This is a genomic window from Pseudoxanthomonas sp. J35 (assembly GCF_000513995.1).
Classification (GTDB): Bacteria; Pseudomonadota; Gammaproteobacteria; order Xanthomonadales; family Xanthomonadaceae; genus Pseudoxanthomonas.
Genome location: NZ_AZVB01000011.1, coordinates 15,062 through 34,487, shown reverse-complemented (window position 1 = coordinate 34,487; position 19,426 = coordinate 15,062). Strand labels below are relative to the sequence as shown.

Annotated in this window: 18 protein-coding genes; 2 read left to right on the top strand and 16 right to left on the bottom strand. The window is 72.4% G+C overall.

Annotated features, from left to right (window positions below):
• Nucleotides 1-153: 153 nt before the first annotated feature.
• A complete protein-coding gene (locus PSEJ35_RS0108575) occupies nt 154-2,217 on the top strand; it encodes a 3-hydroxyacyl-CoA dehydrogenase NAD-binding domain-containing protein (RefSeq protein ID WP_028917422.1) in 2,064 nt (687 codons plus the stop codon).
• A 264-nt stretch (nt 2,218-2,481) separates the two neighbouring features.
• Here the strand turns inward: PSEJ35_RS0108575 and PSEJ35_RS0108570 are convergent, their stop codons facing one another.
• The 13 genes from PSEJ35_RS0108570 to PSEJ35_RS0108510 form a co-directional block, all read right to left on the bottom strand.
• Nucleotides 2,482-3,531 carry a DUF4380 domain-containing protein gene (locus PSEJ35_RS0108570; protein ID WP_037082858.1) on the bottom strand — a complete coding sequence of 350 codons (1,050 nt, stop codon included), beginning with the start codon at nt 3,529-3,531 and terminating at the stop codon, nt 2,482-2,484.
• Nucleotides 3,532-3,560: 29 nt separating this feature from the next.
• A complete protein-coding gene (locus PSEJ35_RS0108565) occupies nt 3,561-3,914 on the bottom strand; it encodes a PilZ domain-containing protein (protein ID WP_028917420.1) in 354 nt (117 codons plus the stop codon).
• Entirely contained in the window at nt 3,911-4,873 is a 963-nt protein-coding gene (locus PSEJ35_RS0108560) for a DNA polymerase III subunit delta' (protein ID WP_028917419.1), read from the bottom strand. Before PSEJ35_RS0108560 ends, PSEJ35_RS0108565 begins: the two co-directional genes overlap by 4 nt.
• Nucleotides 4,870-5,541, bottom strand: a complete 672-nt coding sequence (gene tmk, locus PSEJ35_RS0108555) for a dTMP kinase (protein WP_028917418.1) — start codon at nt 5,539-5,541, stop codon at nt 4,870-4,872. Before tmk ends, PSEJ35_RS0108560 begins: the two co-directional genes overlap by 4 nt.
• A complete protein-coding gene (mltG, locus tag PSEJ35_RS15835) occupies nt 5,538-6,626 on the bottom strand; it encodes an endolytic transglycosylase MltG (protein WP_084635492.1) in 1,089 nt (362 codons plus the stop codon). The genes tmk and mltG overlap by 4 nt, the downstream gene beginning before the upstream one ends.
• A gap of 105 nt (nt 6,627-6,731) precedes the next feature.
• Nucleotides 6,732-8,090 (bottom strand): aminodeoxychorismate synthase component I, encoded by a 1,359-nt coding sequence (locus tag PSEJ35_RS0108545; RefSeq protein ID WP_028917417.1) that lies wholly within the window; start codon nt 8,088-8,090, stop codon nt 6,732-6,734.
• A 107-nt stretch (nt 8,091-8,197) separates the two neighbouring features.
• On the bottom strand, nt 8,198-9,436 hold the full coding sequence (fabF, locus tag PSEJ35_RS0108540) for a beta-ketoacyl-ACP synthase II (RefSeq protein ID WP_084635491.1): 1,239 nt from the start codon (nt 9,434-9,436) through the stop codon (nt 8,198-8,200).
• 140 nt (nt 9,437-9,576) lie between these two features.
• Nucleotides 9,577-9,816, bottom strand: a complete 240-nt coding sequence (gene acpP, locus PSEJ35_RS0108535; RefSeq protein ID WP_013535667.1) for an acyl carrier protein — start codon at nt 9,814-9,816, stop codon at nt 9,577-9,579.
• Between the two features lie 185 nt (nt 9,817-10,001).
• Nucleotides 10,002-10,754, bottom strand: a complete 753-nt coding sequence (gene fabG / locus PSEJ35_RS0108530; protein WP_028917415.1) for a 3-oxoacyl-ACP reductase FabG — start codon at nt 10,752-10,754, stop codon at nt 10,002-10,004.
• Between the two features lie 67 nt (nt 10,755-10,821).
• Nucleotides 10,822-11,763 (bottom strand): ACP S-malonyltransferase, encoded by a 942-nt coding sequence (gene fabD / locus PSEJ35_RS0108525; RefSeq protein WP_028917414.1) that lies wholly within the window; start codon nt 11,761-11,763, stop codon nt 10,822-10,824.
• Nucleotides 11,764-11,961: 198 nt separating this feature from the next.
• Entirely contained in the window at nt 11,962-12,942 is a 981-nt protein-coding gene (locus PSEJ35_RS0108520) for a beta-ketoacyl-ACP synthase III (protein WP_028917413.1), read from the bottom strand.
• 83 nt (nt 12,943-13,025) lie between these two features.
• Nucleotides 13,026-13,220 carry a 50S ribosomal protein L32 gene (gene rpmF / locus PSEJ35_RS0108515; RefSeq protein WP_024869578.1) on the bottom strand — a complete coding sequence of 65 codons (195 nt, stop codon included), beginning with the start codon at nt 13,218-13,220 and terminating at the stop codon, nt 13,026-13,028.
• A 108-nt stretch (nt 13,221-13,328) separates the two neighbouring features.
• Nucleotides 13,329-13,850, bottom strand: coding sequence for a YceD family protein (locus PSEJ35_RS0108510; protein WP_028917412.1), 522 nt, complete (start codon nt 13,848-13,850; stop codon nt 13,329-13,331).
• 121 nt (nt 13,851-13,971) lie between these two features.
• Between PSEJ35_RS0108510 and PSEJ35_RS0108505 the strand changes: the two genes are divergently transcribed.
• The gene (locus tag PSEJ35_RS0108505; protein WP_028917411.1) at nt 13,972-14,538 is read left to right on the top strand and encodes a Maf family protein; all 567 of its coding nucleotides are present in this window, start codon (nt 13,972-13,974) and stop codon (nt 14,536-14,538) included.
• 18 nt (nt 14,539-14,556) lie between these two features.
• Here the strand turns inward: PSEJ35_RS0108505 and PSEJ35_RS0108500 are convergent, their stop codons facing one another.
• From PSEJ35_RS0108500 to PSEJ35_RS0108490, 3 genes are read right to left on the bottom strand one after another with little or no spacing between them, the layout of a single operon-like run.
• On the bottom strand, nt 14,557-16,446 hold the full coding sequence (locus tag PSEJ35_RS0108500) for a glycosyltransferase 87 family protein (protein WP_028917410.1): 1,890 nt from the start codon (nt 16,444-16,446) through the stop codon (nt 14,557-14,559).
• Nucleotides 16,443-17,534 (bottom strand): glycosyltransferase family 2 protein, encoded by a 1,092-nt coding sequence (locus tag PSEJ35_RS15830; protein WP_084635490.1) that lies wholly within the window; start codon nt 17,532-17,534, stop codon nt 16,443-16,445. Before PSEJ35_RS15830 ends, PSEJ35_RS0108500 begins: the two co-directional genes overlap by 4 nt.
• Nucleotides 17,535-17,563: 29 nt before the next feature.
• Nucleotides 17,564-19,426, bottom strand: a complete 1,863-nt coding sequence (locus tag PSEJ35_RS0108490; RefSeq protein ID WP_028917409.1) for a glycosyltransferase family 39 protein — start codon at nt 19,424-19,426, stop codon at nt 17,564-17,566.

The window sequence follows — 19,426 nt, the reverse complement described above, 5'->3', positions numbered from 1 at the left end:
GCAGGCGCTTCATGCGTGACCTTAACCGCGCGCCCAGTATGGTCGGGCACGCCGCCGTCCGCGATGGGCCGGATCCCGGATCGGGATTTGACGCCGCCGAAACAACCTCGGGATGATAGCGGCCTACTCCATACACAACCGGATGGTCAGGCCATGCTCCCAGGCTTCGATGGACTGCGATTCAGCCACTGGCAAGCCGCGCAGCGCGACGACGGCGTGGTGGTGCTGTCGCTGGACCGGCAGGACGCGCCGGTCAATGCGCTCTCGCAGGACGTGCTGATCGAGCTGGACGACATCCTCGAGCGGCTGGCGATCGACCCGCCCAAGGGCGTGGTGTTCCGCTCGGCCAAGCCCTCCGGCTTCATCGCCGGTGCCGACCTGAAGGAGTTCCAGGAGTTCGACCGCAAGGGCACGGTCAACGACGCGATCCGCCGCGGCCAGGCCGTGTTCCAGAAGGTCGCCGAACTGCCCTGCCCGACCGTGGCCGCGATCCACGGCTTCTGCATGGGCGGCGGCACCGAACTGGCGCTGGCCTGCGACTACCGGGTGGCCAGCAACGACCCGTCCACCCGGATCGGCCTGCCCGAGGTCAAGCTGGGCATCTTCCCCGGCTGGGGCGGCAGCGCGCGCCTGCCGCGCCTGGTCGGTGCGCCGGCGGCGATGGACATGATGCTGACCGGACGCACGCTGTCGGCGTCGGCCGCGCGCGGCATCGGCCTGGTCGACAAGGTGGTCGAACCGGCGCTGCTGGAGGACGCGGCCGCGGCGCTGGCGCTGAAGGGCCTGCAACGTCCGTTCGGCCAGCGCTTCAAGGGCTGGGCCACGAACACCTGGCTGGCGCGGAAGATCCTCGCCCCGCAGATGGCCAAGCAGGTCGCGCGCAAGGCGCGCAAGGAGCACTACCCGGCCCCGTACGCGCTGATCTCGACCTGGGAACGCAGCGGCGGCGCGGGCATCCAGGCGCGCCTGGACGCCGAACGCCGCGCGGTGGTCAAGCTGGCCGCCAGCCCGACCGCGCGCAACCTGATCCGCATCTTCTTCCTCACCGAGCGCCTGAAGGGCCTGGGCGGCAAGGACCACGGCATCTCGCACGTGCACGTGGTCGGCGCCGGCGTGATGGGCGGCGACATCGCCGCCTGGTCGGCCTACAAGGGCTTCAACGTGACCCTGCAGGACCGCGAGCAGCGCTTCATCGACGGCGCGCTGGGCCGCGCCAGCGAACTGTTCGCCAAGCGGGTCAAGGACGAGAGCAAGCGCCCGGCGGTGGCCGCGCGCCTGCAGGGCGACCTGGCCGGCGACGGCGTCGCGAAGGCCGACCTGGTGATCGAGGCGATCATCGAGAACCCGGAAGCCAAGCGCGCCCTGTACGAATCGATCGAGCCGCGCCTGAAGGCCGATGCGCTGCTGACCACCAACACCTCGTCGATCCCGCTGGACGAACTGCGCGAGCACATCGCCCGCCCGGACCGCTTCGCCGGCCTGCACTACTTCAACCCGGTGGCGCAGATGCCGCTGGTGGAGATCGTCCAGCACGACCGCCTCGATCCGGCGGTGGTCAAACGCCTGGCGGCGTTCTGCAAGGCGCTGGACAAGTTCCCGGTGCCGGTCGCCGGCACCCCGGGCTTCCTGGTCAACCGCGTGCTGTTCCCGTACATGCTCGAGGCGGCGCACGCCTGGGCCGAGGGCATCCCCGGCGCGGTGATCGACAAGGCGGCGGTGAAGTTCGGCATGCCGATGGGCCCGATCGAACTGATCGACACCGTCGGCCTGGACGTGGCCCAGGGCGTGGGCGCGGAGCTGTCGCCGTTCCTCGGCCTGCAGCTGCCGGCGGCGCTGTCCACGGTCGAGCCGGGCAAGCGCGGCAAGAAGGACGGCCAGGGCCTGTACAAGTGGGAGAACGGCAAGGCGGTCAAGCCGGAGGTGCCGCAGGGCTATACCGCGCCTTCGGATCTGGAGGACCGCCTGATCCTGCCGCTGCTCAATGAGGCGGTCGCCTGCCTCCATGACAAGGTCGTCGCCGATGCCGACCTGCTCGATGCCGGCGTGATCTTCGGCACCGGTTTCGCCCCGTTCCGTGGCGGCCCGATCCAGCACATCCGCGCCACAGGCGTGGACGGCCTGCTGGAGAAGCTGCGCACCCTGCAGGGCCGCTACGGCGACCGCTTCGCCCCGCGCCCGGGCTGGGACAACCCGCTGCTGCGCCAGCCGCCGGAGTAAGCGGCCACGGCACATGGTCGTGACCGGCCCCGCAAGCCGGTCACGCCCCACGACAATGGCCGGCGCAATGCGCCGGCCATTCCGTTTGCAGCCGGCACGCATCGAAGTGCGACAGCGCGATGTCCGCCGCCCCTGCAGAGCGGGGCTCGCCCCGCTGCTCCCGCCCACAGCACGGAACATGCCCCATCGCGCGCCACGGCCAGCGGCTGCGCGACCTGGCCGGCGCCGGCGTGCGGTCCTGCGGCCCGCCCGCCACCGCCGCGCTCATTCGATACCCGCCTCGTCCAGCATCCGCCGCAGGAAGGCCACCTGCGCGTCGCGCCGGTCGGGGCCGTCGTAGCGGCGCACCAGCCACCACTCGCGTGCACTGGTGGAGGCACCCGGTTCAAGGGTGACGTAGGGCGCGTGCACTTCCAGTTCCATCAGGCCCGGATAGGCCGCATCAGGTCGCCAGTCCAGGTACAGCTCGACCTGGCCCTGGTCCGGATGGATGCGCTCGGCCGGCTGCCGCTCGAAATGGATCACGAAGGCCTGGCCGGCGTGGAAGCCGGCGAGCCAGCCCGCTTCGGGCTGGATGAAGACCTTGCCGCGCCGGCCCACCAGGCCCTCGCCCGGCGGCAGCAGCTCCAGCGAGAACAGCCCGTCCTCGTGGCGGCTGACCAGGCTGTCGTAACCGTCTTCGGTATCGGAGCGCACGCGCACGCCGCCGCCGTCGGCGGCCACCGGTACGTACACGCGCGTCTGCGGCGGCACCCGCGAGTTGAACCAGATGTCGCGCGCGACCGGTTCCTTGCGGATGTTGCGCATCTCCACCGCCAACCCGGCGGTACCGGGCCGGTCCGGCGGCAGCTCGAAGCCGTAGCTCAGCTGCACGCCGCTGACCGGGCTGGCCGCGCCTTCCAGCAGCAGCCGGTCCGCGCCCTGCTCCAGCACCTTCGCCGGCGCGTAGGCCAGCCACGGATCCGGCGGCCACACCGCCGCGGCCTTGCGCCGCGCCGGGTTGAGCGCCTGGAACTTCCACCAGTCCGCCTGCGGGCCGACCCAGACCTCGTGGCCCATGTAGGGGATGTTCCCGGCATCCGCGCCCACGCGCGGATCCGGCTGGCTGTCGACGGCTTCGCCCACCAGCAGCAGGTTCGGCGCGCCGGGCAGCGCGACATGCAGCATGCGCCCGCCCAGGCGCGGCGAGACCTCCAGCACCAGCGACGGGTTCTCCAGGCGCACGCGCGCCGGGGACGCGGGCTCCGCGGCGACCAGGGGGGCGGCGGCCGGCAGGGACCCCAGCAGCGCTACGGCAAGGATCCAGCGACGCATCCGAGGCACTCCTCCCCGGCGGGGCCGGGTTACATGGTCTGGGTCGGCTTGTCGGCGTTGAGGGTACCGGCCAGCAGGGTCTCGATCCGGTTCTTCACCATCTCGCCCTCGTTGCCTTCCGGGAACTGCACGCCGATGCCGGCGGTGCGGTTGCCCTGGGCGCCGGCCGGGGTGACCCATACCACCTTGCCGGCGATCGGCAGGCGGTCGCTGGAATCGGGCAGGGTCAGCAGCAGGAACACATCGTCGCCGAGGAAGTAGCGCTTGGGCGTGGGCACGAAGATGCCGCCGTGCCGGATGTACGGCATGTAGGCGCTGTACAGGGCAGCCTTGTCCTTCACCGCCAGCGACAGGATGCCCTGGCGTCCGCTTACAGCACTCATCGGATTTCCCCCTTGCCTGCCTGGGCCCGCGCGCCGTCGCGCCAGGCCAGCAGAAGATCGGCGACCACCAGGTCGGCGCGCACCGTGCTGCGCAACAGTTCGCGGGCACGGTTGGCATCGTCGAACCAGGACGCCAGCTTGTGCAATCGCTCCGGATCGGTCAAGCCGAGCGCGGCGGCGCGGTCGCGCGCGTGCTCGGCGGCATGGGCCAGGCGTTCGGCGGCGCGCTCGTCGCCGGCCCAGCGCAGGGCCGCCTCCAGCGGGTCGGCGCGGCCGGTTTCCAGCGCGTCGAGGTCGGCGCCGACCTCGCGGCGCAGGCCCAGGCCGTCGCCGCTGAGCCATTCGTCGGCCAGCCCGGGGTGGCCGCGGGCGGCGTCCAGGGCCTCGGCCGCCCCGGCGGCGGCGTGGCCGCGGGAGGCCAGCCAGGCCAGTGATTCCTCGCGCGGCGGCAGGCGGAACTCCAGGCGCTGGCAGCGGCTGCGGATGGTCGCCGGCAACCGTCCGGGACGGCTGCTGACCAGCCACAGGTAGCGGCCCGGGGCCGGCTCCTCGAGGGTCTTCAGCAGCGCGTTGCAGGCGGCGGTGTTGAGGGCGTCGGCCGGATCGATGATCGCGACCTGGGCGCTGCCGTACTGCGGGGTGAGCGCCAGCTGCTGGCCGAGTTCGCGGATCTGCTCGATCACGATCTCGGTGCGAATCCGCGTGCCTTCGCGGTTGGGGATCAGCCCGACCACGTGCAGGTCCGGATGGGTGCCAGCGGCGATCAGCGGGCGGTTGCGCGCATCGGCGGCCGGGTCGCCGCCGGACAGCACGTAGGCGGCCAGCTGTTCGGCCACCGCGCGCTTGCCCAGCCCGGCAGGGCCGCACAGCAGCAGCGCATGGCCGAGCCGGCCGGCGGCCAGCGAGGCCATCGCCTGGTCATGGATGCGCTGCTGCCAGGGCGCCAGCGCCGTGCTCATCGACCCTGCCCCTCCAGCCAGGCGTCCACCGCCGCGGCGACCGCAGCGCCGACCTCGGCAGGCGAGCGCGAGGCGTCGATCACGCGGAAGCGTTCCGGCTCGGCCCCGGCGCGGCGGCGGAAGCCGGCGCGCACGCGCTCGAAGAATTCGTCCTGCTCGCTCTCGATCCGGTCCGGCCACAGGTCGCGGCCGCTGGTGCGGGCGCGGCCCTCGCGCACGTCCAGGTCCAGCAGCAGGGTCAGGCCCGGGCGCAGGCCGACGGCGCGGCGCTCCAGGTCGGCGATCCAGTCCGGATCGAGGCCGCGGCCGTCGCCCTGGTAGGCGTAGCTGGAATCGGTGAAGCGGTCGCTGACCACGAAGGCGCCGCGCTCCAGCGCCGGCAGTACCACCTGGCGCACGTGCTGGGCGCGGGCGGCGAACACCAGCAGCAGCTCGGTCTCCGCCGCCAGCGGTTCGGCCTCGGCCTCGCCGCGCAGGGCTTCGCGGTTGTCGAGCATCAGTCTGCGGATCTTCTCGGCCAGCGGCGTGCCGCCGGGCTCGCGGGTCAGCACCACGTCGTGGCCGTGGCGCTGCAAGGCCTCGCGCAGCGACGCCAGCGCGGTGCTCTTGCCCGCGCCCTCGCCTCCCTCGAGGCTGATGAAGCGCGGGTGGGTGGGAAGCCTGCTCATCGACGCGTGTCCTTGCCGTCGGTCGCCTCCGGCTTCGCCTCGCCGACGGCATCGCCGGCCGCGGGCGCGGCCGCCGTGCCCGGCCGGCAACGCCGGCGCTGGTGGCAGTCGACCGCGGCGCTGTGTTCGGCATAGGTCGCCGAGAACACGTGGCTGCCGTCGTTGCGCGAGACGAAGTACAGGGCGTCGCCAGGGGCCGGGTTCACCGCCGCCTGCAGCGCGGCGCGGCCGGGCATGGCGATCGGGGTGGGCGGCAGGCCCGGGCGGGTGTAGGTGTTGTAGGGGGTATCGGTGGTGAGGTCGCGCTTGCGGATGTTGCCGTCGTAGGCGCTGCCGAGGCCGTAGATCACGGTCGGGTCGGTCTGCAGCAGCATGCCCTTGCGCAGGCGGCGCGCGAACACGCCGGCGATCTGCGGGCGCTCGTGCGCCTGCCCGGTTTCCTTCTCCACGATCGAGGCCAGGATCAGCGCCTCCTCCGGCGACTTCAGCGGCGCGTCCGCCGCGCGTGCCTCCCAGGCCTCGGCCAAGGCACGCTCCATCGCCTCGTAGGCGCGGCGCAGGATGTCCAGGTCGCTGTCGCCGCGCTGGTAGAGGTAGGTCTCCGGCAGGAAGCGACCTTCCGGATGCTGGCCGGGATGGCCGAGCGCGGCCATCACCGCCGCGTCGTCCATGCCGGCGGTCTCGTGCAGCAGCGGTTCGGCGGCGGCCAGGGCCGCGCGCAGCTGGCGGAAGTTCCAGCCTTCGACGATGGTCACCCGGTACTGGATCACCCGGCCGTCGCGCATGCGCTGCAGCAGCTGGCGCGGGGTCAGGTCGGGCGACAGCGCGTACTCGCCGACGCGGAGCCGGCCGGCCACGTCCATCTGCCGCGCCAGCAAGCGCCATTCCAGGTCATGGCCGGCATCGACGCCGGCCGCGCGCAGGCGGCCCAGCACGCGGACGAAGCCGTCGCCGCGCTCGATGCGCACGCTGTCGGCGGTCTGGCCGCTGGCCACGGGGGCATCGGCGAAGGCCTGGTAACGGGTCCAGCCCCAGCCGGCCAGCAGCGCCGCCAGCAGCACCGCCACGCCCGCGATTCCCAGCATCCAGCGCAGCGCGCTCCTACATCCGCCAGCCACGTCCACCTCTTCGCTCGACCGGCGCCCAGCATACCGCGCGACGCCGGAGCCCTGTCGTGTGCCAGGTCCCGCTCATGCCTGCGGTTCGAGGGCGCGCAGCAGGCCGCGCGCCTTGGCCCGGGTCTCGTCCAGTTCGCGCTCCGGCACCGAGTCGGCGACGATCCCGGCGCCGGTGCGGAACACCACGTCGGCGCCCTGCACTTCGGCGCTGCGGATCAGGATGTTGAGGTCCAGGTCGCCGTCGCGGTTGAGCCAGCCCATCGCGCCGGTATAGGCGCCGCGCGGCACGCCTTCCAGCTCGGCGATGATCTGCATGCAGCGCACTTTCGGGCAGCCGGTGATGGTGCCTCCGGGGTATACCGCGGCGATCACCTGGCCTGGCGTGGCGTCGTCGCGGAGGATGCCGCGCACGTTGCTGACGATGTGGTGGACGTGGGCATAGCTCTCCACCGTCATCAGTTCGTCGACCTGGACGCTGCCGGCCGTGCAGACCCGGCCCAGGTCGTTGCGCTCCAGGTCGATCAGCATCACGTGCTCGGCGCGCTCCTTGGGATGGCCGACCAGCTCGCGGATCCGCGCCGCGTCGTCGTCGCCCGGGAAGCGCGGGCGGGTGCCGGCGATCGGCCGGGTCTCGGCCACGCGCCCGCGCACCGACACCAGCCGTTCCGGCGAGGAACTGGCCACCGCCCAGCCGTCGCCGGCGAACAGGCCGGCGAACGGCGCCGGGTTGGCCTGGCGCAGGCGCGCGTACAGGGCGGCCGGGTCCAGCGGCGCGTCGAACCGCGCCTGCCACGCGCGCGACAGGTTCACCTGGAACACGTCACCGGCGCGCAGGTAGTCGAGGATGCGTTCGACGCCGTCGATGAAGCGCCGCGGTTCGTCTTCGGTGACGCTCGCCGGCGGCGCCCATTGCGGCAGCGGCGGTAGCGCGGCCGAGGCGCGCAGGTCGTCCAGGATCGCGTCCAGCAGCGGCGCGTGCCCGTCCTCGGCCAGGGCCACGCATTCGCCGCTGGCGCGGTCGCGCAGCACCGCCGCCGGGCAGCGCAGCGCCAGCGCCTGCGGGCGGCCGTCGCCGGCACGCCGCGGCAGGCGCAGCACCGCCTCGACCTGTGCGGCCAGTTCGTAGTCCAGCAGCAGCGCCCAGCCGCCGCGGAACGGCCAGCGCGGCTCCTCCGGCTCGATGCGCGCTTGGCGCCACTGGGCGTCCAGCGCCTCGAGGAAGCTGCCGGCCTGTGCCTGCCCGCGCAGGTCGCGGGTCGTCCCGTCGCCATCCAGGCGCAGGCCTTCGCCGCCGGTGGCCAGCAGCAGGTCCCAGCGCCCCTGCACCGTGCCGGCGGCCACCGACTCCAGCAGCAGCGGATAGCGCGCCGGCGCCAGCCGGTGCAGCGCCAGCAGGTCGGTGTCGGCGGGAAGCGGATGGGGGCGGAGCATGCGTCCTGCTGGGTGGAATGGACGGGGCCGGCGCCCGCCCTCGCTGCGGGCGGAGCCGCCGGCCCCTGGTCGTCCTGTGGGTGCGGCCGCGATGCGCCGCGCCCGGGTCAGATCCGCTTGAACACCAGCGTGCCGTTGGTGCCGCCGAAGCCGAAGCCGTTGGACACGGCCACGTCGACCCTGGCCTCGCGCGCCACGTTGGGCACGTAGTCCAGGTCGCAGCCCTCGCCCGGGTTCTCCAGGTTGATGGTCGGCGGGACGATGCCGTGGTGGATCGCCAGCACCGAGAAGATCGCCTCCACGCCGCCGGCGGCGCCGAGCAGGTGGCCGGTCATCGACTTGGTCGAGCTGACCATCATCCTGTAGGCGTGGTCGCCGAAGGCGCGCTTGATCGCCAGGGTTTCGGCCAGGTCGCCCAGCGGGGTCGAGGTGCCGTGCGCGTTGAGGTAGCCGACCGCGGACGGGTCGAGCTTCGCGTCGCGCAGCGCGGCCAGCATGCAGCGCGCGGCGCCGTCGCCGTCCTCGCTCGGGGCGGTCATGTGGTTGGCGTCGGCGCTGGCGCCGAAGCCGACCAGCTCGGCGTAGATGCGCGCGCCGCGCGCCTTGGCGTGCTCGTACTCCTCGAGCACGAGGATGCCGGCGCCGTCGCCGAGGACGAAGCCGTCGCGCTCGGCGTCCCACGGGCGCGAGGCACGCGCCGGTTCGTCATTGCGGGTGGACATCGCCTTCATCGAGCAGAAGCCGCCCATCGAGGTCGGCGAGGACCCGCGCTCGGCGCCGCCGGCGACCATCACGTCGGCGTCGCCGTACTGGATCATGCGCATGGCGGTGCCGATGGAGTGGTTGGCGGTGGCGCAGGCCGACACCGCCGAGAAATTGGGGCCCTTCAGGCCGCGGATGATGCTCAGCTGGCCCGGCAGCATGTTGATGATGGTGCTGGGCACGTAGAACGGCGAGATCTTGCGCGGGCCGCCTTCCAGGTACTTGGCGGTCTGCTCCTCGATGCCGAGGATGCCGCCGATGCCCGAGCCGATGATCGCGCCGATGCGCTCGGCGTTGGCCTCGGTGATCTCCAGCCCGGAGTCGTCCAGGGCCATGAACGAGGCGGCCAGGCCATAGTGGATGAACGGCTCCATCTTCTTCGCGTCCTTGGGCGACACGAAGGCGGTGGGGTCGAAGCCGCGGATCTCGCCGGCGATGCGCGTGGTGAAGGCCGACGCGTCGAAATGGGTGACCGGGCCGATGCCGGAGCGGCCGTTGATGATGCCGTCCCAACTGCTGGCCAGGTCGTTGCCAAGCGGCGAGACCATGCCCATGCCGGTAATGACGACGCGACGGTGACTCATAGACGGCTCCTGCGTATACGGCGGATGAGGTGTAGCGGACGCACCCGGCGCGGCTGGCCGGACGCGCACGGGGCCGCACGCGGCGGCCCCGGACGGTTTTTGGCCACGGGCCGCCAGGCGGCCCGGAGGCACGGCTCGCGTCAGCTCTTGACGTGGGCCTTGATGTAGTCGATCGCCTGCTGGACGGAAGTGATCTTCTCGGCTTCCTCGTCCGGGATCTCGCACTCGAACTCTTCCTCGAGGGCCATCACCAGCTCGACGGTGTCGAGCGAGTCGGCGCCCAGATCGTCGACGAACGATGCGCTGTTGGTCACTTCCTCTTCCTTGACGCCGAGCTGTTCGACGACGATTTTCTTGACGCGCTCTTCGATGGTGCTCATGGGTTTGCTGCTCCGGATGGAGTGGTTGTTGTTCGGACCGCCGCGGCACGCGCCGGTACGGGAGGATCACTTTCCACAGGGCGGATAGTGTAGTCAAAAGCCGCGGGCCTGGCACTGGCCGGGAACCGCAGCCGGATCAAAAGCTTACGTGGCTTTTGAGATCCTTCTTCTGGCGGGCGCCAGGCTCAGGCCATGTACATGCCGCCATTCACATGCAGGGTTTCGCCGGTGATGTAGGCCGCGTCAGGTCCGGCCAGGAACGCCACCGCGCGGGCGATGTCCGCCGGTTCGCCGAAACGGCCCAGCGCGATCTGGCCGAGCATCGCGTTCTTCGCGTCCTCCGGCAGCTCGCGGGTCATGTCGGTGTCGATGAAGCCCGGCGCCACGACATTCACCGTGACGTTGCGGCTGCCGATCTCCTTGGCCAGCGACTTGCTGAAGGCGATGATGCCGGCCTTGGCCGCGGCGTAGTTGGCCTGGCCGGCGTTGCCGGTGGCCCCGATCACCGAGGCGATGTTGATGATGCGGCCCTTGCGCGCCTTCATCATCCCGCGCATCACCGCCTTGGAGGTGCGGAACACGCTGGTCAGGTTGGTGTCGATGATCGCCTGCCAGTCCTCGTCCTTCATCCGCATCAGCAGGTTGTCGCGGGTGATGCCGGCGTTGTTGACCAGGATGGAGATCGCACCGAACTCCTTGGCGATGCCGTCGATCAGCGCCTCGACCGCGGCGGCGTCGGTGACGTCCAGCTTGCGGCCGTGGCCGCCCTGCCCCGCCAGGCGCGCGCCGATGGCCGCGGCGCCAGCGTCGCTGGTGGCGGTGCCGATCACGGTGGCGCCGCGCGCCGCCAGTTCGTCGGCGATCGCCGCGCCGATGCCGCGGCTGGCGCCGGTGACCAGGGCGATTTCGCCGCTCAGGGGCAGGCTGCTTGCAGTCATGGTGGGTCTCTTCTTCTCGCGTTCGTGGAGGGCGTGGCGCGCCGGCCGGCGCGCCGCCGCAAAGGTATCAGCGCCAGTCGTCCAGCGCCGCGCCGAAGTCGCCGGCGGTGCCGAGCGCGCGCGCGTCGATCGACTTGTCGATGCGCTTGACCAGGCCGGCCAGCACCTTGCCCGGGCCGCATTCGGCCACGCGGGTCGCGCCGCGCGCGGCCAGCGCCTGCACGCAGCCGGTCCACTGCACCGGCAGGTACAGCTGCCGCACCAGCGCGTCACGGATCGCCTCGACGCTGCCGTGCACCTGCGCGTCCACGTTCTGCACCACCGGCAGCGACGGCGCGTGCCAGCGCAGGCCGGCCATCGCCTCGGCCAGGCGGTTGGCCGCCTCGCGCATCAGCGGGGTGTGCGAAGGCACGCTCACCGCCAGCTTCACCGCCTTGCGCACGCCGCGCTCGGCCAGCAGCGCCAGCGCACGGTCGACCGCCGCCGCGTCGCCGCCGATGACGATCTGGCCGGGGGAATTGAAATTGGCCGGCACCACCACCTGGCTGCCGGACGCCTCGTTGCAGACCTCCTGCACCAGCGCGTCGTCGGCGCCGAGCACGGCGGCCATCGCGCCGGTGCCGGCGGGCGCGGCATCCTGCATCAGCTGGCCGCGCAGGCGCACCAGGTGCGCACCGTCGGCCAGCGACAGCGCGCCGGCGGCGACCAGCGCGGTGTATTCGCCCAGGCTGTGCCCGGCGAGCATCGAGGGCTGCGCGCCGCCCTGCGCGTTCCACGCACGCCACACGCCGATCCCCGCGGCGAGCAGCGCCGGCTGGGTGTATTCGGTGCGGTTGAGCATTTCCTCGGGGCCGCCCTGGGACAGGCTCCACAGGTCGACGCCTGCGCCTTCGGAGGCTTCGGCGAAAGCTTCGCGCACCTGCGGGTGCAGTTCGGCCAGTTCGGCCAGCATCCCTACGGACTGGGAGCCCTGGCCGGGGAAAACAAAGGCGAGCGTCGGGTCGGTCACGCGCTGTCGCAGATCAGGAACGAATGCCGATGATACGGGCGAAAGCGGTGCTTCGTCTGTACTGTTGCGTATGCCTGATGCCTCCTGCGGCGCGGGATGCGCCCGGTGGACACGCACGACGACGCCGCGCGGCCCTGGAGGCCGTGCGGTGTTCGCGGAATGCGGGTTGAAGCAGCCGCGGCCTGCAGGCCGCGCGGCTCAGTAGCGCAGCAGCGCCGAGCCCCAGGTGAAGCCGCCGCCGAACGCCTCCAGCAGCAGCAGCTGGCCGCGCTGCACGCGGCCGGAACGCACCGCCTCGTCCAGCGCCAGCGGCACCGAACCGGCCGAGGTGTTGCCGTGGCGGTCGACGGTGACGACGACGCGGTCCATCGGCATGTCCAGGCGCTTGGCCGTGGCTTCGATGATGCGCAGGTTGGCCTGGTGCGGGATCAGCCAGTCGAGGTCGCGCTTGTCCAGGCCGTTGGCGGCCAGGGTCTCGTCGACCACGCCGTCCAGCGCCTTGACCGCATGCTTGAACACCTCGTTGCCGGCCATGAGGATGCGCACGCCGGCATTGGTCTCCTCCGGCTTGAAGCCGGCCGACACGCCCGCCGGGCAGCACAGCAGGTCGCGCTTGCTGCCGTCGGCATGCAGGTGCGTGGAAAGGATGCCGGTCTCGCTGTCGGCCTTGAGCACGACCGCGCCGGCACCGTCGCCGAACAGCACGCAGGTGGTGCGGTCGCTCCAGTCGACGATGCGGGTCAGGGTCTCGGCACCGACCACCAGCGCGGTCTTCGCCGCGCCGGTGCGGATGAACTTGTCGGCCACGCTCAGCGCGAACACGAAGCCCGAGCAGGCCGCGTTGACGTCGAACGCCGCGCAGCCGGCGATGCCCAGCTTCTGCTGGATCAGGCAGGCGGTGGACGGGAACACCACGTCCGGCGTGGTCGTGCCGACGACGATCAGGTCGATCTCGGACGGCTCGACGCCGGCGGCTTCCAGCGCACGCAGCGCGGCCTGGTGGCCCAGGTCGCTGGTGGTCTCGCCTTCGGCGGCGACCCGCCGTTCGGCGATGCCTGTGCGGGTGCGGATCCATTCGTCGCTGGTGTCGACCACCTTGGCCAGGTCGTCGTTGGTCACCACCTTCGCCGGCAGGTAGCTGCCGGTTCCGGCGATGCGCGAATAGATCCGTTCGCTCATGCGCATTCCCGCTTGCGGCCCTCGGCGAGGACCTGGATGTGTTTCACCGCGGACGGGCGCGCACGGGGCGCGCCCGCCAGGCATCAGTCTTCCTCGACCACCGAGGTCTTGGTGGCGATGACCTTCTTGCCGCGGTAGTAGCCGTCGGCGGTGACGTGGTGGCGCAGGTGGGTCTCGCCCGTGGTCGGGTCGGTCGCCAGCTGCTTGGCCGTCAGCGCGTCATGGGAACGGCGCTGGCCGCGGCGGGACGGAGTGACTCGGGATTTCTGCACAGCCATGGGATTGCTCCAAACTCGTTGTAGTGCGTGTCTTGTTGGACCTCGAAGCCACCCGCCGGTGCCGTTCCAGGGCGCCTTCGGCGGCGGCGCGACCGTGTGTCCTGCTTGTTACTTCTTCTTCAGGGCCGCCAGCGCCGCGAACGGGCTGGCCGCCTGCAACTCTTCCTCGCCCGCCGACCAGGTCTGCTCGACCGGTTCGCTGCCCGGGGCCACCGGCACCACCGGCAGGGCGAGCACCAGCTCGTCCTCGACCAGCTCGGCCGGCCGCAACAGGCCGTCCTCCGGCACCAGCAGCGCCTCGTAGCCTGGCGGCAACGCGGCCTCCCCGGCCTCGTCGCGGATCAGACCGAGCCGCTGCACGGTCTTCACCGGGAACACGAACCGCTCCAGGCTGCGCTGGCACACCAGCGGCAGACCGGCATCGATCGACAGTTCGACGTAGGGCACCTGCAACGCGTCGTGCCCGAACTCCAGCGCGAAGCGGCATTCGCCATCCGTGTCGGCCAGGCTCCCGCCCAGCCGGGGCATCGCCGACAGCGGCATCCGCCCTTCGAACTGCCGCCTCGCGGCGACCATCCTCCAAGCATCCAGCGTTTCGGGGACCTGCACGACGGATGCACCTGCGGACATAAGCCGCTGAATGTTAAGGACCGGACCGGGCCATGTCAAACCCGGCCCGGGCGTGGAAACGGGCCATTGCCGGCGGCCGCGGCGCGGCCGACACTGGCCGGCCCACCTGCCGTACCCCCATATGTTGATCCTCGCTTCCACTTCGCGCTACCGCCGCGAGCTGCTGCAGCGCCTGCGGCTGCCCTTCGAATGCGCCAGCCCGGGGATCGACGAGACCCCGTTGCGCGCCGAGAGCCCGCCCCAGCTGGTCCGGCGCCTGGCCCAGGCCAAGGCCGACGCGGTGGCTGAACGGTTCCCGGACGCCTGGGTGATCGGCTCGGACCAGGCCGCCGAACTCGACGGGCAGGTGCTGGGCAAGCCCGGCGGCCGCGAGGCGGCGATCGCCCAGCTGACGCAGATGAGCGGGCGCACGGTGCGCTTCCATACGGCCGTATGCCTGCGCCGCGGCGCCCATGAGCTGGCCACGGTCGACCTGACCCAGGTGCACTTCCGGACCCTGGCCGCCGACGAGATCGAACGCTACGTCGATGCCGAGCAGCCGTTCGACTGCGCCGGCAGCTTCAAGTGCGAGGGCCTGGGCATCAGCCTGTTCGAGGCGATCGAGAACCGCGACCCGACCGCACTCATCGGCCTGCCGCTGATCGCCCTGTCCGGCCTGCTGCGCGAGGCCGGCTACGCCCTGCCCTGACTGGCGCGGGCGGCGGCTTCAGCCGGCCGCCTCCACCAGGCCCACCCGGCACAACCGGTACGGGAACGCCTTGGCGCCGATCCAGCTGCGCAGCACCTGGCAACTGTCGCGGTCGACGTGCAGGCCGTAGCGCTGTTCGAGCGTCGCCGCCATGCCCGCCAGGCGTTCGCGGTCCTGCGCCTCGCGCAGGGCCTGCGTCGCCCGCGGATCGAGCGGCTTCCCGCCTTCAAGCGGAACGAAACGGCAGCGGCCGGTCGGCGACTCCCCGGATCCCAGCAGCCCACGATTGCGGCTGCGTTCGACGATCCAGCGCATCGCCGGACAGTCGTCGCGATCCAGGCCCAGGCGCCCGGCCCAGCGGTTCTGGCGGTCGGCGCGCTCGAGCTTCTCCATCAGCTTGCCGCCGCCGGAAGGATCGGCTTCGGCCGGCAGCATGACCCGCACGTCGTCGTGCGCGGCCACCAGCGCGCGCACCTGCGCGGCATAGGCCGGCGACTCGGGGAAGTTGGTCGCCACGCCGGCATACACGGGCCCCTTCGGCAGGAACGGGATGCGCCAGGACTGTGGATCGTCCCCGGCCAGCAGGACCAGGCCCGGCGGCGGCCCAGCCGGGGCCTCGACGCGGAAGGCCTCACGGGTCCAGCGCGCATGGCCCCAGTCGTTCCAGCCGACCAGCGCCACCACCGCGCACAGCAGCACCGCGGCGCCGGCCACGAGCGAACCGGCGCGCCCCGGCAGCAGCGTGCGCAGCAGCCACCACAGCACCAGCGGCGCCAGCAGTTCCAGCACCACCAGGTAGCGGTGGATGCTGAACATCCACAGCCACAGCACGAAGCCGACCACGAAGAACACCCCGAGCATGCGCAGCACCGCCGCATCGCGGCCTTGCGCGTGTACCTGCGCGCGTCCGCGCAAACGCCGCCACAGCCAGGCGACGGCCGCAAGCACGGCGACGATGTACAGCACCGCCCAGATCGCCTGCAGCAACGCCAGCTCGCTGACCAGATGCGGCTTCGCGGTGAACAGCAGCGGCCGCAGCAATGCCTCGCCCAGGCCATGCGGCCGCCAGCGCAGGTCGGCCGTGGCCTCCGGCGACGCCAGCGGCGCCTGGAACCAGGTGTTGTACTGCGGGAACAGCGGATTGCCATAGGCCTGCCACACCGCATGCAGCCACGGCCCGGCCAGCACGGCGAAGACCAGCAGCGCCACGCCGGCCAGCAGCACGCCGGTGCGCAGCCGCGCGCGCCACGGCAGCGGTGCGGCCAGCACCGCCAGGCCCAGGGCGACCGCGTAGAGCGCGTTGGTCAGCTTCAACCCGACCGCCGCACCGAGCAGCACGCCGGCCAGCACGGTGCGGCCGTTGCGCCACCGCCCCGCCACCGGCAGGCACAGCGCCAGCGCGCCCAGGACCAGCGGTGCGGTGGTGTTGTCGCCCATGGTCGTGCCCAGTTCGGACAGGAACGCGGCGCTGGCCAGGCCGGCCAGGCCCAGCAGCGGCGCCAGCCAGTCGCGGCGCGGGTCGCCGGCCAGCGCGCGCCAGCCGATCCAGGCCACCGGCAGGAACGCCAGTCCGTGCACCAGTCCCAGCAGCGCGCCGGCCACGGGCGCCGGCGCATGCTGAACCAGCAGGAAGTACGGCACGTCCATCAACGGCACGAACCAGGTCTGCAGCTGCGCCGGCGCCAGGTCCATGCCCAGCCGCCCGTGCAACCAGGCCCAGCCGTTGTGCAGGTGGTAGTTGCGCAGGTCCCAGTTGGCGTCCTGCCCGCGCAGCAGCGAGGCCACCGCGCCCAGCAGCGCCACCGCCACGGCGGCCCGCACCATGCCGGCACGCGAACCGAAGCCGAAAACGCGCACGCATGCCGCCTGCGCCCCGCGCCGGCGCGCGCGCATGTCCACCAGGCTCATTCCCCGCCCTCGCCCGTCGCCGGAGGCGCCGGCTCCGGCGCGACCACCGGCATGCCCGCCACGGCCACGTCCGCCACCGGCACGCCAGCGACCGGCAGCCCCAGCGGCGTTTCCGCCGCCGGCAGGTGCCCGCGCGTGGCCGGGATCGCCAGGTAGGCCAGGCGCTTGGCCTCGATGCGCCCGCGCGTGACCGTGTCGAGCACCAGGCCGCAGCCGAACAGCATCGCCGCCAGCTGCACCAGCGCCGCGCACAGGATCGCGGTCGGGAAACGCGGCACCAGGCCGGTCTCCAGGTACGTGGCCAGCAGCGGCGCGGCCAGCAGCAGCGACAGCAGCAACGTCGCCGCGGCACAGGCGGAGAAGAACAGCAGCGGCCGCTCGGCCATCACCAGCCGGCCGATGGTGCCGAGGATGCGCGCGCCATCGCGCCAGGTGTTGAGCTTGCTGGTCGAGCCCTGCGGCCGCGCACCATAGGCGGCCGGCACCTCGGCCACCGGCATGCGCAGCTGCAGCGCGTGCACCGCCAGCTCGGTCTCGATCTCGAACCCGGCCGCGTGCGCCGGGAACGACTTCACATAGCGCCGGGAGAACACCCGGTAACCGGACAGCATGTCGTCGAAGCTGTCGCCGAACAGCATGGCCACGCAGCGGGTGAGCAGACGGTTGCCGAAGCGGTGGCCGGCGCGGTACGCCGCCGGGTCCTGGTCCACGCGCGCGCCCACCACCATGTCCAGGCCGTCCTCGACCAGGCGCCGCACCATTTCCGGAGCGGCGGCCGCGTCGTAGGTCGCGTCGCCGTCCGCCATCACGTAGACGTCCGCCTCGATGTCGGCGAAGGCGCGGCGGATGACGTTGCCCTTGCCGCGCAGCGCCACCGGGTGCACCTGCGCACCGCTGGCGCGGGCGATCTCGGCGGTGGCGTCGACGGAGCGGTTGTCGAACACGTGGCAGCGCGCCGAAGGCAGGCTGCGGGCGAACGCCTCCACTACCGCGGCCACCGTCGCCGCCTCGTTATGGCACGGGACCAGCAACGCGATGCGCAAGCCCTGCGCGGCCTCGGCGTTGGACCCTTCCCCTGGACCTTGCATCGGGCGTTTCCTGGAAAACCGGCAGCATCTTACCTGCCGTCGTCCCCCGCCACGATCCGCACGCGCTGCCGCGGCCATTCCTCCACGCTGCCATCGGTCCCGTGCAGGCGCAGGCCCAGCCAGCGCGTGCCGGCCTGGCTTGCCGGCAGGTCGACCTGCGCGCGGAAGCCCACGCGCGGCTGGTTCGGATCCGTCGAGCCGGGGAAGTGCCCGGAAACGTCGAACGGCAGCCCGTACTCGGCCTCGGCCACCACCGCCTCGTCCAGCAGCACCTCGATCCGGGACAGGCCGATGCCTTCCCTGAACGCCCAGCCGCCGACCTCGAAGCGCGGCGACACCCGCGCGCCCGGCTCCGGCGCATCGATCCAGGCCAGGGCCGGGGCGACGCAACCGGCCGCCGGCACCGGCTTGCCACCCGGCAGGCGGACCAGCAGGAAACGCGTGGCGCCATGGTCGACCAGCACCGTGCGCGACGGCGGCGGCAACGGCCCCAGGCGCTGGCACAGCGCGTGGTAGCGGCGCAGCAGGTCACGGAACGACACGTCGCCCGGTGCCAGCACCAGCAGCGCCGGCGCCTGCGGCAGGCCCTCGGCCAGCAGGTCCCACTTGCGCAGCTGTGGCGCGCGGCCATGGGCATGGTTGAGCGGGTGGTCCAGCACCGCGATGTCCGGATCGCCGAGCGCGAAGCCGAGCTCGGCCCCCACCTTGAAGTCGTCGGCCAGCAGCTGCGTGCCCGGCGGCATCGCCTCCAGCTCCTCGCGCACCGCCCTGGCCAGCGGCTCCCAGCCGGCGAAGTTGCGCGGGTAATGCTTGGACCCGGCACTGGCCTCGCGCAGCGCCGGCACCGACACCGCCAGGCACCAGCCCAGCGCGGCCAGCAGGCCCAGCCCGGTGACGGTCCACGTTGCCCGCCGCCACTGCACCGGCCAGGTTTCCAGCACCCGCGCGGCCGCCGGCAGCAGCGCCAGGTACGCCGGCACCGGCCAGTGGAAGCTCACCCGTTCGGCATCGGCGACGAAGCCCAGCACGAACAGCCCGCCGAGGATGATCGAACCGAACAGCGCCAGGAACCGCCATTGCGGCCGCGCCGGGCGCCGCTTCCAGCCGGTCACCCACGCCGCCTGCAGCAGCGCCACCGCCAGCAGCGGCGTGACCAGCAGGGCCTGCACCGGGACGAAGGCCCAGCCGCCGCCATGCAGCGCCCACGGATGCCGCTCGACCAGCTGGAAGCGCAGGCCGGCCTCGCCGTTCTCCAGGTTCCACAGCAGCAGCGGCAGCCAGGCCAGCAGGCCGAACGCGCCGGCCAGCAGCACGCGCGGGTCGCGCAGCAGCCGCCGGCCCTGCGGCAACAGCAGCAGCACCACGATGCCGGCGCCCCACACCCCGGCGAAGCGGTAATGGCTCAGCGCGCCCAGCGCCAGGCCGAAGGCCAGCTCCATCACCGCCAGCGGCGTGACCTCCTCGAGCATGCGCATGCCCGCATGCAGGCACAGCACCGTGGCCAGCGCCAGCGGCACGTCCGGCAGCGCCAGCACGCCGAGCATGCCCAGCAGCGGCAGCAGCACCGCCAGGGTGCCGGCGCGCCAGCCGGCGATCGCGCCGAACCAGCGCCGGCCGATCCGCGCCACCCACCACGGCAGCAGCGCGCCCATCAGCAGGAACGGCATCCGCAGCGCCAGCACGTGGTCGCCGCCCAGCGACGTACCCAGCCGCGCCAGCCACGCGGTCATCCCTGGCAGGTCGGAGTACGCCGCCGCCAGGTGCCGCCCTTCCTGCCAGTAGAACGCCTCGTCGACGAACAGCGGCAAACGCGCCGCCACCACCAGCTTGAGCACGCAGGCCAGCATCCACCAGACAATGAACGTGCGTTGCGCGCGGTACTCCGCCTCCAT

Bases quoted from the DNA above. Each gene is read 5' to 3' on its own strand.
- PSEJ35_RS0108575 (WP_028917422.1), top strand. From the start codon at position 154: ATGCTCCCAGGCTTCGATGGACTGCGATTCAGCCACTGGCAAGCCGCG.
- PSEJ35_RS0108570 (WP_037082858.1), bottom strand. From the start codon at position 3,531: ATGCGTCGCTGGATCCTTGCCGTAGCGCTGCTGGGGTCCCTGCCGGCC.
- PSEJ35_RS0108565 (WP_028917420.1), bottom strand. From the start codon at position 3,914: ATGAGTGCTGTAAGCGGACGCCAGGGCATCCTGTCGCTGGCGGTGAAG.
- PSEJ35_RS0108560 (WP_028917419.1), bottom strand. From the start codon at position 4,873: ATGAGCACGGCGCTGGCGCCCTGGCAGCAGCGCATCCATGACCAGGCG.
- tmk (WP_028917418.1), bottom strand. From the start codon at position 5,541: ATGAGCAGGCTTCCCACCCACCCGCGCTTCATCAGCCTCGAGGGAGGC.
- mltG (WP_084635492.1), bottom strand. From the start codon at position 6,626: ATGCTGGGAATCGCGGGCGTGGCGGTGCTGCTGGCGGCGCTGCTGGCC.
- PSEJ35_RS0108545 (WP_028917417.1), bottom strand. From the start codon at position 8,090: ATGCTCCGCCCCCATCCGCTTCCCGCCGACACCGACCTGCTGGCGCTG.
- fabF (WP_084635491.1), bottom strand. From the start codon at position 9,436: ATGAGTCACCGTCGCGTCGTCATTACCGGCATGGGCATGGTCTCGCCG.
- acpP (WP_013535667.1), bottom strand. From the start codon at position 9,816: ATGAGCACCATCGAAGAGCGCGTCAAGAAAATCGTCGTCGAACAGCTC.
- fabG (WP_028917415.1), bottom strand. From the start codon at position 10,754: ATGACTGCAAGCAGCCTGCCCCTGAGCGGCGAAATCGCCCTGGTCACC.
- PSEJ35_RS0108520 (WP_028917413.1), bottom strand. From the start codon at position 12,942: ATGAGCGAACGGATCTATTCGCGCATCGCCGGAACCGGCAGCTACCTG.
- rpmF (WP_024869578.1), bottom strand. From the start codon at position 13,220: ATGGCTGTGCAGAAATCCCGAGTCACTCCGTCCCGCCGCGGCCAGCGC.
- PSEJ35_RS0108510 (WP_028917412.1), bottom strand. From the start codon at position 13,850: ATGTCCGCAGGTGCATCCGTCGTGCAGGTCCCCGAAACGCTGGATGCT.
- PSEJ35_RS0108505 (WP_028917411.1), top strand. From the start codon at position 13,972: ATGTTGATCCTCGCTTCCACTTCGCGCTACCGCCGCGAGCTGCTGCAG.
- PSEJ35_RS0108500 (WP_028917410.1), bottom strand. From the start codon at position 16,446: ATGAGCCTGGTGGACATGCGCGCGCGCCGGCGCGGGGCGCAGGCGGCA.
- PSEJ35_RS15830 (WP_084635490.1), bottom strand. From the start codon at position 17,534: ATGCAAGGTCCAGGGGAAGGGTCCAACGCCGAGGCCGCGCAGGGCTTG.
- PSEJ35_RS0108490 (WP_028917409.1), bottom strand. From the start codon at position 19,426: ATGGAGGCGGAGTACCGCGCGCAACGCACGTTCATTGTCTGGTGGATG.